This window comes from Myxococcus sp. SDU36 (genome assembly GCF_030168875.1).
GTDB classification, from domain to species: Bacteria; Myxococcota; Myxococcia; order Myxococcales; family Myxococcaceae; genus Myxococcus; species Myxococcus vastator.
Window position 1 is genome coordinate 3,864,186 of sequence record NZ_CP077414.1, and the last position, 16,519, is coordinate 3,880,704.

Here is a 16,519-nt window from a genome sequence, read left to right on the forward strand (position 1 = left end):
TGCCCGGGGCCCTTCAGGTAGTCCGTTCCATCCCGGGTCTTCTGGAGTCTCTTCGATGAAAGGGCGGCTGTACCTCCTGGGCGTCTGTGTCGGAGTCGTCGTGCTCGTCGCCCTGTGGGCGAACACGCACCGGCTGCCACCGCCGCTCGAGCTGGGGGAGCTCGCGGCCAGACTGGAGCCCGGAGAGGAGCTGTCCGGCGGAGCGACCACCGTGCCGGACCCGGGACGGAACGCCTTCGGGCGCTCGCCCATGAACCTGGCGCGCGCCCGCTGGCCCGGGTTCCACGCCGGCAAGCGCATCTTCGACCGCGACTGGACGGACGTAGACGGACCGGTCCAGGTGGGGCCGCTGTTCAACGCCGCCTCCTGCATGACGTGCCACGTGAAGGACGGACGCGGCCAGCCGCCCGCTTCCCCGGAGGAGACGCCCGTCTCGCTGGCGTTCCAGCTCACGGGACCGGAGGGCCACGGGCCCCATCCCCGCTACGGCGTCCAGCTCGACGTGCGGCACCTGGAGGGGACGGGCGCGGAGGGCACCGTCGAGGTCCGCTACGACGAGGTCTCCGGCAGGTTCTCCTCGGGGGAGGCCTACGCGCTGCTCCGTCCGCGCTACACCTTCGCGGCCCTGACGAAGGGACCGCTCGAGGCCGGGGTCCGCTTCTCGCCTCGCGTCGCGCCGGTGAACTTCGGGCTGGGGCTCCTGGAGGCGGTTCCCGAAGCGGCGCTGCTGGCCCACGAGGACCCGGACGACCGAAACCAGGATGGCATCTCCGGCCGGGCGAACCGGGTGATGGACGTGGAGGAGGGCCAGACGCGGCTGGGCCGCTTCGGGTGGAAGGCCAACCAGCCCACGCTTCGTCAGCAGGTCGCGCACGCGCTGGCAGCGGACATGGGGTTGACCACGACGCTGTATCCCCATGCGCAAGGACACGACACGCGGGACGCCGCCGACGCGCCCGAGGTGAGCCCGGAGGATTTGGACTCCCTCCTCTTCTATGCGCGGCTGGTGGCCCCTCCGAAGCGGCGTGACTGGAGCGCGCCCGCCACGCTGCGCGGCAAGGCGGTGTTCGAGGCCATCGGGTGCGGCGGCTGCCACCTCGCCACGCCCTTCGAGACGGCGGAGGTGCCCGGCTTCCCGGAGCTGTCGCACCAGAAAATCTATCCGTACACGGACCTGCTGCTGCACGACCTGGGCGAAGGGCTGGCGGATGGGCGTCCGGACGGGCTCGCCTCTGGCACCGAGTGGCGCACGCCGCCGCTGTGGGGCATCGGGTTGGTGAAGGTCGTGAATGGCCACACCCGCTTCCTGCACGACGGGCGCGCGCGCAACCTGGAAGAGGCCGTGCTGTGGCATGGCGGCGAGGCCGCGCCCGCCCAGGAGCGCTACACGCGCCTGCCGCTCGTGGACCGGCAGGCGCTGCTCACGTTCCTCGAATCGCTCTGAGCGGCCCCACGCGCCTCGCGTCAGGAGGCCGCGACACCGGGGGCGTCCCCGTCCCCGGCCGGACGTCGCATGGGCTGGGCCTTTCCATACGTGAGCGAGCGCCACAGCCACTCCGCGGGACCGAAGCGGAAGCGCGCCAGCCACAGGTGGCTGAGCACCACCTGCGCCGCGAAGATGACGCAGCAGATGACGACGATGCGCGACGGGGGCAGCTTGCCGATGAAGCCCAGGCCCCAGCCGTCATAAATCCAGATGCTCACCGCGGACTGCATCAGGTAGTTCGTCAACGCCATGCGGCCCACCGGCGTCAGGCCCCCCAGCCAGCGGCGCCAGCGCTCCCGCTGGAAGAGCAGCGCGAAGGCCGCCACGTAGGCCGCGCCCATGGCGATGTAGCCCGGCTCCTGCATGCTGTTGAGGAGCATCATCCAGGGCCCCTGCGGGTCCCACTCCAGCACGCCGGCCTTGCGCAGGCGGTAGAGCACCAGCCCGCTGCCATTGATGACCAGGCCCACGGCCAGGCCCCACCGCAGAATCCGGCGCAGCAGCGCGCGGTGTCGCTCCACGTCCTGCAACAGGAGCAGACGCCCCGCCAGCATCCCCAGCAGGAAGCGGCCCAGGATGAGGCTCATCCAGAGCACGCGCCGGAAGCCGCCGCCCATGTTCTCCAGGAAGAACCGCGCGTTGCCCGCCTGCGCCGTCCAGAACGACTCGCTCGACAGCGCCAGCAGGGTGTCGGCCTTCAAGGCCATGTCCCGGGCCCGGCTGGCCTTCGCGGCCTCGGCCGCGGCCTCCGCGCCGTGCAGCAGGATGGGCGTGTAGCGAATGGCGGCGGGCACCAGGAACGGCATCACGGTGACGAGCCCCAGCGCCCAGAACAGCACCGTGCGGTTGGCGCGGGCTCGGAAGGCCAGCAGCAGGAAGCCCACCATCGCGTAGGTGTGGAGGATGTCGCCCGTCCACAACAGCAGCGCGTGCGCCAGGCCGATGCCGAAGAGCACCAGCAGCCGCCGGCTGAAGAGCGGCACGGCGGAGACGCCCCGAGCCTCCGCGCGGGCGAGCTGGATGGAGAAGCCCAGGCCGAAGAGGAACGAGAAGATGGTGACGAACTTCTGCGTCACGAAGAGCTGGTAGACGGAGCCGACCACCTGCTCCAGCAGCGGGACGTACAGCTCGGACGCGGCCTCCGTGGGCATGAAGGCCCGGCCACTCAGCCACATGAGGCTGTTGGACACGAAGACGCCCCAGAGCGCGAAGCCACGCAAGGCGTCCAGCAAGACGACTCGCTCGGAGGCATCCACCGGACGCGCCCCGGGCAGCGCGGCCGCCGCGGGAGAACCAGATTCGGGCATGCGTGAAGCAGACGCGCTCTGCCTCCTCGCCGTCAATCCCACACATCCATGGGCAACGGGACCCGCGGGCCTGTCCCCTTCCGGCACGTCAGGTGTGCTGTAGTGGCCCCCGTGAAGACCTCCCACCTGCTTCCCCTGCTGCTCATCTCACTGGCCGCGCCCGGTGGCCGCGTGCGCGCCGCGGAGACACCGCCCGTGCTGGGTGGGCTCGACGCGCTCTACCCCGCGCTGGACGCGCTCTACCGAGACCTGCACCAGACGCCGGAGCTGTCCAATCAGGAAGCCAGGACGGCGGCGAAGCTGGCCGAGCGCCTGCGCAAGCTCGGCTTCGAGGTGACACCCAAGGTGGGCGGGCACGGCATCGTGGCCCTGCTGCGCAACGGACCGGGGCCCACGGTGATGCTGCGCGCGGACCTGGACGCGCTGCCCGTCCAGGAGAAGACGGGCCTGCCCTACGCGAGCAAGCAGACGGTAAAGGACGCCGCGGGCACGACGACCTCCGTCATGCACGCGTGTGGCCATGACGTGCACATGACGTCGTTGCTGGGGACGGCCACGCTGCTGGCCCGCGCGAAGGACCGGTGGCGCGGCACGCTGATGCTGGTGGGCCAGCCCGCGGAAGAGGTGGGCGCGGGCGCTCGGCGGATGCTCCAGGACGGCCTCTTCAAGCGCTTCCCCAAGCCGGACTTCGCGGTGGCGCTCCACGTCAACACCGCCGCGGCGGGCTCGGTGGAGTTCACCCCCGGCTATGCCATGGCCAGCGTGGACTCCGTTGAAGTCACCCTACATGGCAAGGGAGGCCATGGCGCCTATCCCCACACCACCGTGGACCCGGTGGTGATGGCGGCGCGCGTCGTGCTGTCACTCCAGACGCTCGTCAGCCGCGAAAAGAACCCCCTGGAGCCCGCGGTGGTGACGGTCGGCGCCATTCATGGCGGCACCAAGCACAACATCATCCCCGATGACGTGAAGCTCCACCTCACCGTGCGCTCGTACAAGCCCGAGGTCCGCAAGGCCCTGCTGGACGGCATCGAGCGCATCGTCAAGGCGGAGGCCATGGCCTCCGGCGCGCCCCGGCCGCCCGAGGTCGCCATCACCGAGGGCACGCCCTCCACCTTCAACGACCCCGACCTCACCCGGCGGCTGGTGGGCGCGGTGTCCCGCGTCCTGGGCGAGCAGAACCTCCAGGAGGCGCCCCCCGTCATGGGCGGCGAGGACTTCTCCGAGTATGGGCGAGCAGGCGTTCCCGCCGTCATGCTCTGGCTCGGCTCCACCGAGCCGCGGAAATACGCCCAGGCGAAGACCGAGGGGACGGCGTTGCCGTCGATGCACTCGCCGCTCTTCGCGCCGGACCGCGAGCGCACGCTGCGCACGGGCGTCACCACGTTGACCACCGCCGCCCTGGAGTTGTTCGACAAGCCGTGAAGGCCAGGAAGCGCGCGGCGCCTTGCACCCAGGCCGCCACCTGCTCGGCGGCGGAGCGCGCGAGAGGCCCACGCTGATTTGACTCGGGGGAATGCGGAACCGTAGACAGGCCTCCTCTCGCATCGCGACAGGATGTCCTCCTTGCTCAATCGCAACCATTCCCTGCGAGCCCTGCTGGGGGCTTCGCTGTGGTGGCTCGTCTCCGGCTGCCAGTCCGAGGCCTTCGTCAGTCACGAAGGCACCGTCCGCAGCGGCACCTCCGTCCCGCTGAGCCTCCAGGTCACCTTCGGGCCCGGGGAGACCTCCGCGCGCACCGGCCAACTGGTGGCCTGCCTCGCCCTGCCCCAGGGCTGGCAAGCGCCGGGCGGCAGCTACACCCATGCCGGCGCAGCGGCCACCGCCGCGCGGCCGGGCGGCCCGGAGCTCTCCGCCGAGGCCCAGGCCGCCTGGCCGGTCGACGGCGCCACCTGGCACTGCCTGGTGTCGGAAGACGTGACCACGACGAACCAGGAGGTCCAATCCGCCGCGCAGCTCACGCTCCCCGTGCCCGCGGTGGCCCAGGGGGCCTACCGGGTGCGGTACCAGAGCGGGTTCCGCGATGTCACGCCTCCGGAGGAAGGGGAGCAGGCGCCGCCCTACCAGCCCACGGACTTCTCGGGACGCCTGGAGCGCCCGCTCCACGTCAACGTGGCCCCCGCCACCACCTTCGACGATTGGCAAGCGGGCGTCGCCACCGGCATCCTGGTGACGCCGTCCGTGACGCACGCCTGGCACGGCAATGGGACGTTCCTGGCGGCGGCCACGGGCAACACGGAGCTGCTGCGTTCCCCGGACGGGCGCCAGTGGACGGGCTTCGTTCCCGTGTCGGAGGGGACCACGTCGCCCCTCCCGCTGGAGCGGCTGGTCTACTCCCAGCGCAAGTGGTTCGGCCTGTCGAACGGGCGCATCGTCGTCTCGTCCGACAACGCGCATACCTGGGCCCCCGCCTACCAGGACCCGGCGCCCGAGGGTGAGGCGGAGGGCCGGCGCTTCCTGGAGCTCGCGCTCAGCGGCAACCGGCTGGTCGCGGTGGGCACCGCGGGCCTCATCGCCAGCTCCACGGACGGCGTGAGCTGGACCGATGAGAGCATCGACCGCGCCTATGACGTCGTGACGCTGGTGCCCGGCCAGGGCAGCTTCCTCGCCGTGGCCCACCCGATGGCGGGCGCGCCCTCCCAGCTCCCCGTCCTCGTGCGGCCCCAGGCCGCTGGCGGCGCCTGGGAGGTGTTCCAGCCCGCCACGCTGTCCGGGCTCACCATCGCCCAGCTCACCGCCGGCAACGGCCGCTTCCTCGCCTTCGTTCAGCCTGACCAGACGCCTCCGCCGGGCCTGGCGCTCAAGGCGGAGGAGCCGAGGTTCGGCTTCTTCCTCTCCGAGGACCTCGGGAGCACCTGGACGTACGTGGAGAACCTCTATTACCCCGTCAACGCGCCGTCGTTCACGCCGGTGGTGGCGTTCGTGGACCAGAGCTTCGTCGTCAGCTGGACGTCCGTCGACCCGCAGAGCGTGCAGGAGCTGCCCTCGTTCGAGCTGCAGGTGTCGGCGGATGGCAAGGAGTGGACGGCGCACCCGACGGGCGCGGGCGGCAACTATGCGTCCACGGCCTTCGCCACGGGTGAGACGTCGGTGGTCGCGGTGAGCCGGCAGCGCCTGCTGGTGGCCACGCGCCGCCCCTGGCCGCTGCCGGAGCTCCTCACGGAGACGCTGCCCCCGTTCCGGCTGGGCACGGCCGCCAACGTGGCGCTGAGCACGCGCGGCTCGGGCACCCTGACGTTCGAGCTGGAGGGCACGCTGCCCTCGGGACTGACGTTCACTCCCGCGACGGGTACCTTCACCGGCACGCCCGCGCAGTCCGGCAGCACCGCCGTCACCGTCCGGGTCCGCGACGCGCGCGGCGGTGTGGCGGCGCGCACGTACAGCGTGGACGTGGTGGGCACGCTGAGCATCTCCAGCGACGCGCTCGCGTCCGCGACCCAGGGCACCGCGTATGAGGCGCGCTTCACCGTCCAGGGCGGCCGGGCGCCGTATACGTGGAGCCTGGGCGGCGGCACCGTGCCCGGCGGCCTGACGCTTCAGCAGCGCGACGGCGCCTACGTGCTCAGCGGGATTCCGACCGCCAGCGGCACCTTCCCGCTGACGGTGCGGGTGACGGACTCGGCGAACCAGACGGCGGAGCGGAGCGTGTCGCTGCAGGTCTCCCCCACGCCGCCTCCGACGGAGGACAAGGGCGACGCGCCCAGCGGCTGTGGTTGCAGCGGCGGCGGCGCGGGCGTCCAGGCCCTGGGGCTGGCGGCGCTGGCGCTGCTGGGCCGGGCCCGCCGCAAGCGCTGAGCCCGACGCCCCCTCATGACAACCCGGCCCGCGTGGACGCGCGGGCCGTCAGTTGCCCAGCCGCGTCAGCAGCCACTCCCGGACGTAGGCCCAGTCACGCTTCACGGTGACGGGTGACACGCCCAGCACCGCGGCGGTGTCCAGCAGGTCCAGGCCCACGAAGTAGCGCAGCTCCAGCATGCGCGCGAGCCGCGGCTGGAACGTGTCCAGCTCCGAGAGCGCCCGGTCCAGCTCCAGCACCTCCATGCTCAAGCCCGCTGGGACATCCGCTTCCACGTCCCCCAGGCTCACCCGCTCCAGCCGGGCCTCGCGGACCTGCGCCCGGCGCAGCCGCGCCCGGTCCACCATCACCCGCCGCATGGCCTGCGCCGCGGCGCTGAAGAAGTGACGCCGCGCCTCCAGCGGGGCCCCCGCGCTGAACAGGCGCAGCCAAGCCTCCTTCACCAACCCGGCGGGTTGGAGTGACGGCGTCGAGGCCCCGTCGGACATGGCCCGTTGAGCCATGTCCCGCAGCTCCTGGTAGGCCGCCGCCATCAACGCATCCCGCGCGCCCTGCTCGCCCTTGCGCGCGTGGTCCAGTAGCTCTGTCAGCTCCGACATGCCCACATTCACCTCCAGGCCAGACGGGTCCGCCGCCCCCACAGAAACTACGCTCTCAACGAGAAAACTTGGAAAACTGGGGCAGATACCCTCCACGGCGCAACGTTTCCCCTGACCGGAGGGGTTGGGAAACGACAGAGGCCTACAGCGTGAGGCGTTCACCCGCTGACGTCGGGCCGTGGCGCGCCCCTCACGGCCCCAGCGACAGCAGCCGCTCCACCGCCGCGCGAACGTCGCGCAGCAGCGCCGGGTCCGTCACCGCGACGAAGATGGTGTCATCCCCCGCCACCGTCCCCGCGAGCCCCGGCAGCTCCCGCTCCTTGTCCAACGCCAGCGCGAGCACCGGCGCGAACCCCGGCGACGTCCGAATCACCAGCAGATTGGGCGGCGCCTCCAGGATGGTGACGCGGGGCCGCTCCGGCATCACCGCGGGCGGGGCCGGCGCGCGCTGATAGCGCCCGCCCACCTTCAACACGCCCAGCTTCTTCAGCCGCCGCGACAGCGTCGACTGGCTCGGCGCCTGGCCCTCCGCCTCCAGGAGCTGCTGCAGCACGGCCTGATCGCCGATCTCCCGCTCGGTGATGAGCCGCAGGATGGCCTCGTCCAGGTTCATTCCCACCAACATGCATCCCCGTGAATATTCATGCAAGAACATGCATGTGCTTGTTGCGAATATTACGCTTGCGCGGCGCGTCTTTCTGCATAATATCCGCCGCCTTTTCGCGGCAATGCACGCATTTTCACGCATATTCATCGCGAATATGCAGGCAGCCGCTGCCGGGGAGGACAGGCCCATGAAGCACGTCACGCACATCAAGGATCTGGGGCCCGAAGGCGTGGAGGCGGTGCTCGCGCAGGCGGCGGCGTGGAAGCAGAAGGGCCCGGAGCACGCGCTCTTCGCCAACACGCTGCTGGGGATGGTGTTCTTCAACCCGTCGCTGCGCACGCGCACCTCGTTCGAGGCCGTCATGCTGCGCGGCGGTGGCAACGCCATCATCCTGGACGTGGGCGCGGGCGTCTGGAAGCTGGAGCACCGCGAAGGCGCGGTGATGAACGCGGACCGGGCCGAGCACCTCAAGGAGGCCGCGCCCGTCCTGTCGCGCTTCGTGGACGTGCTGGGCGTGCGCACCTTCTCTCAGGGTGGCGGTGACGAGGAGGACGAGGTGGACCCCGTCATCAACGCGTTCCGCCAGTGGGCCACCGTGCCGGTGGTGAGCATGGAGTCCGCGCGCGAGCACCCCTGCCAGGGCCTGGCGGACCTGCTGACGCTGCGCGAGACGTTCGGCGGCACGAAGAAGCTGCCGGTGACGCTGACGTGGGCGCCGCACATCAAGCCGCTGCCCAAGGCCGTGCCCAACTCCTTCCTGCTGAGCGCGGCGGCGGCGGGCTGTGAGGTTCGCGTGGCCCACCCTCCTGGGTTCGACCTGCATCCGGCCGTCCGCGCCGAGGCGGAGGCCTACGCCAGGGCCACGGGCGGCAGCGTCACCTATACGCACGACCAGGACGAGGCCCTGGCCGGCAGCCGCGCCGTCTACGCCAAGTCGTGGGGCCCCACGGCCGCGGCGGCGTTTTCACCCAACGACGTCAACGCGCTGCTCGCGTCCTACTCCGGTTGGATGCCCACCCGCCTGACGATGTCGCGCGCGCAGAAGGACGCGGCCTTCCTCCACTGCCTGCCCGTGCGCCGGAACGTGGAAGTAGCCGATGAGGTCCTGGACCATCCGAGCAGCCGCGTCGTGGACGAGGCCGGCAACCGCTACCACGTCCAGCGGGCGCTGCTGCACTGGCTGCGTTCGCGCTGAGCGGTCCCTCCGCATACTTCCTTTCCTGACTTCGAGGTCTCACGTGCCCCTTTCGCCCGACCCCTATTCCGCCCTTCGCAACGCGGCGAAGTACGTGCAGCAGTTCCGCCGCAAGACGTTCGTGGTGAAGCTCGGCGGCGCCATGCTGAGCGACCCGCGTCTGCGCCGCGCCGCTTGCGAGCAGATTGCCCTGCTGTGGACCTTCTCCATCCGCCCCGTCGTGGTGCACGGCGGCGGACCGGAGCTGGACGCGCTGTGTGACGCACTCCACCTGCCGGTGGAGAAGGTGGCCGGCCGCCGCGTCACCTCCGCGCCCGTGCTGGACGCGGCGAAGATGGTGCTCGCGGGCAAGCTGCACACGGACCTGCTGGCGGACCTCCAGGCGGCGGGCGTGCCCGCGGTGGGCCTGAGCGGCGTGGACGCGGGCCTCATCAAGGCGCGCAAGCGCCCGCCCGTCATGGTGACGGAGGCCGGGGCCACCGAGGGCAAGCTGGTGGATTACGGCCTGGTAGGCGACATCGAGCAGGTGGACACCCGCGTGGTGGAGCACCTGCGCTCGGCCGACTACGTGCCCGTCATCGCGCCCCTCTCGGGTGGCGCGGACGGTGCCGTGTACAACACCAACGCGGACACCGTGGCCGCGGCGCTGGCGGTGGCGCTGTCCGCCGAGAAGCTCTTCTTCCTGGTCCAGGTGCCGGGCCTGCTGCGCAACGTGAGCGACCCGTCGTCGCTCGTCACGCTGGCCAACCTCACGGACCTGGGCACCATGGAGCGCACCGGCGCCATCGCGGGCGGCATGAAGCCCAAGGCGCACGCCATCCGCCACGCGCTCGTGGGCGGCGTGGGCAGCGTGCACCTGGTCAGCGGCGTGCAGCCCAACGCGCTCCTGGAGGAGGTCTTCACCAACGAGGGCAGCGGCACCATGGTCGTGCGTGAGAACGCCCAGAAGCCCGCGGGGTCGGTGGGATGACGGCGGCGGAGCTGCTCCAGGTGCTGGTGGCCATCCCCAGCGTGTCGGGTGACGAGGGCCGCATCGCGGACACCGTGTCCGGGTGGGCGGAGGGCTGGGGCGCGCGCGTCCAGCGGCAGGGCCACAACGTGTGGTTCTCCGTGGGGAGCGGGCCGCGCCGGCTGCTCGTCAACTCACACCTGGACACGGTGAAGCCGTGCGCCGGGTGGACGTACGAGCCCCACGCGCCCGTGTGGCGCGAGGACCGCCTGTACGGCCTGGGCAGCAACGACGCCAAGGGCTGCGTGACGGGGCTGCTGCTCGCCGCGAAGGCGCTGCTCGCCGAAGGCGCGCCCACGGGCGCTGAAGTCGTGTTCGCGTTCACCGCGGAGGAAGAGACGGGAGGCCAGGGACTGGGGACGCTGCTGCCAAGGCTGGGTCCGCTGGACGCCGCCATCGTCGGCGAGCCCACCAGCCTCAAGCCCTGCACCGCCCAGCGCGGCATGCTGCTGCTTCGCTGCACGGCGCACGGCAAGAGCGCGCACGTCGCGCACGCGCACGCCACGAAGGCCGCCAACGCCATCCACCTGGCGGCCACGGACATCGCGGTGCTGGCCGAGCTGCGCTTTCCGCCCCACCCGCTCCTGGGCGAGGCCCGGGCGCAGGTGACGCAGGTGTCGGGGGGGCTGGCGCGCAACCAGGTGCCCGACGTGTGCGAGTTCTTCGTGGACCTGCGCACCACGCCGGGCATGGAGCACGCGCTGGTGGCCCGGCAGGTGGCGGGCGCGCTGAAGAGCGAGGTGAAGGTCCATTCGGAGCGCTACCTGCCGAAGGCGACGGCGGCGGAGCAGCCCATCGTCCGCGCGGCGGTGGCCGCGTCGGGCGCGCAGCCGGTGGGCTCCAGCACGGCGTCGGACTGGGCCTTCCTGGGGGATGTCCCCGCGGTGAAGGTGGGCCCTGGTGACACGCTGCGCAGCCACCTGGCGGACGAGTTCATCACCCGGGCGGAGCTGGACGCCGGCGCCGCCTTCTACACGCGACTGGTTCGGGGTTACTTCGAGGAGGTGGCGCGTGGCTGACACGCTGTGGGGCAAGGGCCTTCCCCTGGACGCGGCCATCCACCGCTTCACGGTGGGCAATGATCCGGTGGTGGACCTGGCGCTGGCGCCGCATGACGCGCTCGGCTCGGCCGCGCACGCGCGGATGCTGGCGCGCGTGGGCCTGCTGAAGGACGCGGAGGCCCAGGCCCTGGTGACGGCGCTCAAGGCGCTGCACGACGAGGCCCGCGCGGGCGCGTTCGTCATCCGCCCCGAGCAGGAGGACGGCCACACCGCGCTGGAGGCGGCGCTGGTGGAGCGCGTGGGCGAGCCGGGCAAGCGCATCCACCTGGGGCGCTCTCGCAACGACCAGGTGCAGCTGGCCCTGCGCCTGCTGCTGCGCGAGGAGGTGCTCACGCTGGGCGCGCGGGCGGCGGAGCTGACGGGGGCCTTCCTGGACTTCGCGCAGGCGCACCAGGGCGTGGCGCTGCCGGGCTACACGCACCTGCGCCGCGCCATGCCGTCCACCTTCGGCCTGTGGGGCATGGCCTTCGCGGAGGGGTTGCTGGAGGAGCTGGAGGCCCTGCGCGGCGTGTGGGCTCGGCTGGACCGCTGCCCGCTGGGCGCGGCGGCGGGCTTCGGCGTGCCGCTGCCCATCGACCGGGAGTACGTGGCCGCGCTGCTCGGTTTCTCGCGCGTGCAGCGCAGCCCCATCGACGTGCAGAACGGACGCGGCCGTCATGAGTCCGCGGTGCTGGGCTGGGCCTGCTCGGTGGCGGGCACGCTGGAGAAGTGGCTGTGGGACGTGCAGCTCTACAGCATGGACGAGTTCGGCTTCCTCGGGCTGCCGGACGCGTACACCACGGGCTCGTCCATCATGCCGCAGAAGAAGAACCCGGACGTGGTGGAGCTGGCCCGGGGCCGCTGCCGCGAGCTGCGCGGGCTGGCGCATCAGGTGGAGGCCGTCGCGGGCGGACTGCCCTCCAGCTACCACCGCGACTTCCAGTTGCTGAAGTCCCCCACCCTGACGGCGCTGGACTCCACGAAGGCGCTGCTGGACGTGCTCACCCGGCTGGTGCCGGCGCTCCAGGTGAAGGCGGACGCGGCGGCGCGCGCCAGCGACGACACGCTGTACGCGGCGCACCACGCCTATGCGCTGGTGGCCCAGGGACAGGCCTTCCGTGACGCCTACAAGCAGGTGGGCCGCGAGCTGGTGGAAGGAACGTTCCATCCAGACCGCGGCGCCCTGACGGCCACCCACCTGGGTGGCGCCGGCAACCTGGGCCTGCCCCAGGCCCGGGAAGAGCTGGCCGCCTCGCGCGCCTGGCTCGATGAGACGCACCGCTCGGTGGCCGACGCCGCCGGGCGCGTCTGGACGGTTTGAACGGCATCCCCGTGAGGAGCGAATCATGAGCAACAAGAAGAACGTGGTGCTGGCCTTCTCCGGCGGACTCGATACCGCTTTCTGCACCGTCTACCTGCGCGAGCAGGGCTATGACGTCACCACCGTCACGGTGGACACCGGCGGCTTCCCGCCCGAGCAACTGGAGCGCATCGCCGCGCTGTCCAGGCAGCTGGGCGCGGTGGAGCACGTGACGGTGGACGCGCGCGAGACGCTCTTCCAGGGCTACCTGCGCTACCTCATCGCGGGCAACGTGCTGCGCGGCCAGGTCTACCCCCTGAGCGTGTCCGCGGAGCGGGCCTGCCAGGCGGTGGAGGTGGTCCGCGTGGCGCGCGAGAAGGGCACCCAGGCGCTGGCGCACGGCAGCACGGGTGCGGGCAATGACCAGGTGCGCTTCGACGTGGCCTTCCGCTCGCTGGCGCCGGAGCTGGAGCTGCTCACGCCCATCCGCACGCTGGCCCTGAGCCGGCAGCAGGAGCTGTCCTACCTGGCCGAGCGCGGCGTCCACATGCCGCCGAAGCTGGGCGCCTACTCCGTCAACGAGGGCATGTGGGGCACCTCCGTGGGCGGCAGCGAGACGCTGGACTCCTGGAAGGCGCTGCCCGAGGCGGCCTTCCCCGGCGGCGAGCTGCCCCAGGACTTGAAGCCCCGTCCCCTCACGGTCTCCTTCGAGAAGGGCGTCCCGGTGGCGCTGGACGGCGAGCAGCTGGGCCCCGTGAAGCTGGTGGAGGCGCTCAACGCGCTGGGGCGCACCTACGGCATCGGTCGGGGCGTGCACCTGGGTGACACGATTCTGGGCATCAAGGGCCGCGTGGGCTTCGAGGCGCCGGCGGCGCACCTGCTCGTCACCGCGCACCGCGAGCTGGAGAAGCTGGTGCTCTCCGGCAAGCAGCTCTTCTGGAAGGAGTCGATGGGCAACCTCTACGGCTCGCTGCTGCACGAGGGCCACTTCTTCGACCCGCTGGTGAAGGACCTGGAGGCGTTCCTCACCTCGTCGCAGGAGCGCGTGACGGGCGAAGTGCGGCTGGTGCTGCACCCGCGCACGCAGGTGGTGGAGGGCGTGCGTTCGCCGCACTCGCTGATGGATGCGAAGGTGGCGACGTACGGAGAGGCCAACGTGTTGTGGAACGGCTCGGAAGCGGCGGGCTTCGCCAAGCTGTACGGCGTCGCGCAGATGCTCTCGCATCGGGCGAAGTGAGGGTGCCATGAAGGTTTTCGTCGACAAGGTGGGCAGTGTCACCCGCAACCTCGGCCTGGGCAGGACGGTCCACCTCGCGCCCGAGGTGAAGGCCGAGGAGGGCGCGGTGGTGGCCGTGCGCATCCACGGAGAGAAGAGCTCGTACAACCAGCTCGAGGACGTGCACGGGCGCCTGGTGACGCTGCACGCCGGGGACATCGTCGTGGGCGCGCTGGGCCACCGCAACGCGCTGCACGGCTACGAGGGCGTGGTGCCCACGTCCGTCACCGTGGGCGAGCGGCTGCACGTGCTCAACATGGGCGGCGTCATCGGCAAGTGCACGTCGCACAACCACGGCGTGGGCCTGCCCTTCGAGGCGGAGGTGCTGGGCCAGGTGCTGGAGTTCCCGGAGCTGATGTCGCGCACCGGGCAGCCGGCGCACGTGTCCTCCGGCGCGCTGAAGGGCACGACGGCGCCGGTGAAGTGCCCCGTCGTCTACGTGGTGGGCACCTGCATGAACGCGGGCAAGACGTTCGCCGCGGCGGCCATGGTGCGCAAGCTCGCGCAGGCGGGCTTCCGCGTGGGCGGCGCCAAGCTGACGGGGGTGTCGCTGATGCGCGACACGCTGAGCATGCAGGACTCCGGCGCGGACGTGGTGATGGACTTCACGGACGCGGGCATCGTCTGCACGGGCCCCCGCACGGGCGCGCGCGTGGCGCGGGTGCTCTTCTCCGAGCTGGCGGCGGAGAACGTGGACGTCATCGTCGCGGAGACGGGCGACGGCATCATGGGTGAGTACGGCGTGCAGGGCATCCTGGCGGACCCGGAGCTCAAGAGCCTGGCGGGCGCGTGGGTGCTGTGCGCCAACGACCCGGTGGGCGCGTCCGGCGGCGTGCGCCACATGCGCGAGACGTACGGCATCGAAGTGGACGTGGTGGCCGGGCCGGCCACGGACAACGCCGTGGGCGTGCGCTTCGTGGAGCAGGTGGTGGGCATCCCCGCCCGCAACGCTCGCGCGGACGCGGCGGCGCTGGGCGGACTCATCCTGGAAAAGCTCGCCCCCAAGCTGGGCGCGGGGAGGAAGTCATGACGCAGGTCAACATCTACATCCTGGGCGCCTCCGGCTTTGGCGGCGGCGAGCTCTTGCGCATCCTCTCCGGCCACCCGGCGGTGGGCAGCATCCGCGCGGTGTCGCGGCACCACGCCGGCGAGCCCATCCACAAGGTCCACCCGCACCTGCGCGGGCTGGTGGAGGGCCGCTTCGAGGGCGAGCCCGACTGGAAGTGGCTGGCGGACTGCCAGCAGCCCGTCGTCTTCAGCGCGCTGGGCCACGGCGACCTGGCCCGGCAGTTCGCGGGCCTGGAGAAGCAGTGGGCGGAGGTCGGCATCGCCGAGCGCCTGCTGCTGGTGGACCTGTCCTCCGACTTCCGCCTGGACCACCCGGGCCGCTACGCGGGCGCCTACGGCCGGCCCCACCCGTCCCCCGAGCTGCTGGGCACCTTCACCTACGGCCTCACCGAGTGGAAGCGCGACGCGGTGAAGACGGCGAAGCGCATCGCCAACCCGGGCTGCTTCGCCACGGCGGTGCAGTTGGCGCTGTTGCCCATCGCCTCCACGCCGGGCCTGGGGCTGCTCGCGGTGTCCGGCGTCACGGGCTCGTCCGGCTCCGGCTCGCTGCCCGGTGAGGGCACGCACCACCCGACGCGCGCGCACGACTTCCGCGCGTACAAGCCGCTGGAGCACCAGCACGAGGCCGAGGTGGAGGTCATGCTGGTGGCCCACGGCGCGCAGCGGCACCGGCTGGCCTTCGTGCCGCACTCGGCGCCCATGGTGCGCGGCATCTTCGCCACCGTGCAGTTCGAGTGGCCCGAGCACGGCGGCGCGGTGGTGACGGCGTCGCTGATGGAGAAGTACCGCCGCTACTACGAGGGCTCCAGGTTCGTGCGCATCGTCGAGGGCACGCCGCGCGTCGCCGCGGTGGCCGGCAGCAACTTCTGCGACATCGCGGTGGCCACCAAGGGCCGCTCGGTGGCCGTCATGGCGGCGCTCGACAACCTGGTGAAGGGCATGGCCGGCCAGGCGGTGCAGAACTTCAACGTCGCGCTGGGGCTGCCGGAAGACACGGCGCTGCGCCAGGCCGCCTGCTACCCGTAGGCCGCGCGTCCCCCGGGCCTGGGCGCACGCGCCCGGGCTCGCCGCTCGCGAGGGGCGCCTCCTTCGCGAGCAGCTCCCGCATCAGCTTGCGTCCCAGGACGAGCCCCAGCAGCAGGCTCACCCCCATGCCGGTGGCGGACACGGCCGTCATCCACGTCTTCCCCTGCCCCAGCGAGCTGCCGAAGAGCGCCGTCAGCAGCGTCCCGGGGAGGGTGCCCACCACGGCGCCCTGCGCCAGGGGGACGTAGCGGGCGCCTGACGCGGACGCCGTCGCCAGCATCACATCCGCCGGAACCACCGAGTTGACGCAGGCCAGGAAGCCCAACTGGAAGCCGTGCTCGCGCGCCGCGCGCTGGAACAGCGGGTGCTTGTCCCCCGCCAGCCGCCGCATGGGCTTGCGGCCCAGCCCGCGCGCCAGGCAGTGGATGAGGCCCGTGGCCAGCAGCGCCCCGACGAGCGCATAGGCCGTGCCCGCGGCCATGCCGAAGAGGATGCCGCCCACCGCCGTGAAGAGCTGTCCGGGCAGCAGCGTCACCGGGCGCACCGCGAGGAGCAGGATGAAGGCCAGGGGCGCCAGCGCGCCCAGGGGTCGCAGCCAGCCTGACAGCGTCTGTTGATCCAGATACTGCGGCCCCAACAGCCGCAGCCCCACGAGCAGACCGACGGAGACGCAGAGCGGCCCGATGAGCTTGAGACCCGCGCTCAGCCGTCCTCCCTTGGAGCGGGGGTGTCTGGACATGGCTCAAAGCTGGGAAGCGTCACGCGGGAAGGCAAGAGCAGCCAGGCGAGGGCCATGCCGCCTTGCATTTC

The 16,519-nt window shown here is 71.7% G+C and carries 14 protein-coding genes; 10 read left to right on the top strand and 4 right to left on the bottom strand.

What is annotated here, in order from left to right:
• Window positions 1-55: 55 nt before the first annotated feature.
• Window positions 56-1,444: a di-heme oxidoreductase family protein gene (locus KGD87_RS15110; RefSeq protein ID WP_284668118.1), complete on the top strand. Its 1,389-nt coding sequence runs from the start codon at window positions 56-58 to the stop codon at window positions 1,442-1,444.
• Between the two features lie 20 nt (window positions 1,445-1,464).
• Here KGD87_RS15110 and KGD87_RS15115 read toward each other — a convergent pair whose 3' ends face one another.
• Window positions 1,465-2,793, bottom strand: coding sequence for a DUF418 domain-containing protein (locus KGD87_RS15115; RefSeq protein ID WP_284668119.1), 1,329 nt, complete (start codon window positions 2,791-2,793; stop codon window positions 1,465-1,467).
• A gap of 111 nt (window positions 2,794-2,904) precedes the next feature.
• On the opposite strand from KGD87_RS15115, the gene KGD87_RS15120 reads away from it, so the two are divergent.
• Together KGD87_RS15120 and KGD87_RS15125 are read left to right on the top strand one after the other, a co-directional pair.
• Window positions 2,905-4,218: an amidohydrolase gene (locus tag KGD87_RS15120; RefSeq protein ID WP_284668120.1), complete on the top strand. Its 1,314-nt coding sequence runs from the start codon at window positions 2,905-2,907 to the stop codon at window positions 4,216-4,218.
• A 132-nt stretch (window positions 4,219-4,350) separates the two neighbouring features.
• Window positions 4,351-6,588, top strand: a complete 2,238-nt coding sequence (locus KGD87_RS15125) for an Ig domain-containing protein (protein WP_284668121.1) — start codon at window positions 4,351-4,353, stop codon at window positions 6,586-6,588.
• A 48-nt stretch (window positions 6,589-6,636) separates the two neighbouring features.
• On the opposite strand, the gene KGD87_RS15130 is transcribed toward KGD87_RS15125, so the two are convergent.
• Window positions 6,637-7,188 (bottom strand): sigma-70 family RNA polymerase sigma factor, encoded by a 552-nt coding sequence (locus KGD87_RS15130; protein WP_284668122.1) that lies wholly within the window; start codon window positions 7,186-7,188, stop codon window positions 6,637-6,639.
• Between the two features lie 190 nt (window positions 7,189-7,378).
• A complete protein-coding gene (locus KGD87_RS15135; protein WP_163779667.1) occupies window positions 7,379-7,813 on the bottom strand; it encodes an arginine repressor in 435 nt (144 codons plus the stop codon).
• Between the two features lie 169 nt (window positions 7,814-7,982).
• On the opposite strand from KGD87_RS15135, the gene KGD87_RS15140 reads away from it, so the two are divergent.
• From KGD87_RS15140 to argC, 7 genes are read left to right on the top strand one after another with little or no spacing between them, the layout of a single operon-like run.
• Complete coding sequence (locus tag KGD87_RS15140) at window positions 7,983-8,990, top strand: N-acetylornithine carbamoyltransferase (protein WP_284668123.1); 1,008 nt, start codon at window positions 7,983-7,985, stop codon at window positions 8,988-8,990.
• Window positions 8,991-9,033: 43 nt separating this feature from the next.
• Window positions 9,034-9,960, top strand: a complete 927-nt coding sequence (gene argB / locus KGD87_RS15145) for an acetylglutamate kinase (protein ID WP_176411339.1) — start codon at window positions 9,034-9,036, stop codon at window positions 9,958-9,960.
• Complete coding sequence (locus KGD87_RS15150; protein ID WP_284668124.1) at window positions 9,957-11,018, top strand: M20/M25/M40 family metallo-hydrolase; 1,062 nt, start codon at window positions 9,957-9,959, stop codon at window positions 11,016-11,018. Before argB ends, KGD87_RS15150 begins: the two co-directional genes overlap by 4 nt.
• Window positions 11,011-12,360, top strand: a complete 1,350-nt coding sequence (gene argH, locus KGD87_RS15155; protein ID WP_284668125.1) for an argininosuccinate lyase — start codon at window positions 11,011-11,013, stop codon at window positions 12,358-12,360. Before KGD87_RS15150 ends, argH begins: the two co-directional genes overlap by 8 nt.
• 25 nt (window positions 12,361-12,385) lie before the next feature.
• A complete protein-coding gene (gene argG, locus KGD87_RS15160) occupies window positions 12,386-13,576 on the top strand; it encodes an argininosuccinate synthase (protein WP_284668126.1) in 1,191 nt (396 codons plus the stop codon).
• Between the two features lie 7 nt (window positions 13,577-13,583).
• Entirely contained in the window at window positions 13,584-14,645 is a 1,062-nt protein-coding gene (locus tag KGD87_RS15165; protein WP_284668127.1) for a hypothetical protein, read from the top strand.
• Window positions 14,642-15,709 (top strand): N-acetyl-gamma-glutamyl-phosphate reductase, encoded by a 1,068-nt coding sequence (argC, locus tag KGD87_RS15170; protein WP_284668128.1) that lies wholly within the window; start codon window positions 14,642-14,644, stop codon window positions 15,707-15,709. The genes KGD87_RS15165 and argC overlap by 4 nt, the downstream gene beginning before the upstream one ends.
• Here the strand turns inward: argC and KGD87_RS15175 are convergent.
• Window positions 15,648-16,448 (bottom strand): TVP38/TMEM64 family protein, encoded by an 801-nt coding sequence (locus tag KGD87_RS15175; protein WP_284668129.1) that lies wholly within the window; start codon window positions 16,446-16,448, stop codon window positions 15,648-15,650. The two genes, argC and KGD87_RS15175, sit on opposite strands and share 62 nt — an antisense overlap.
• Window positions 16,449-16,519: the final 71 nt, after the last annotated feature.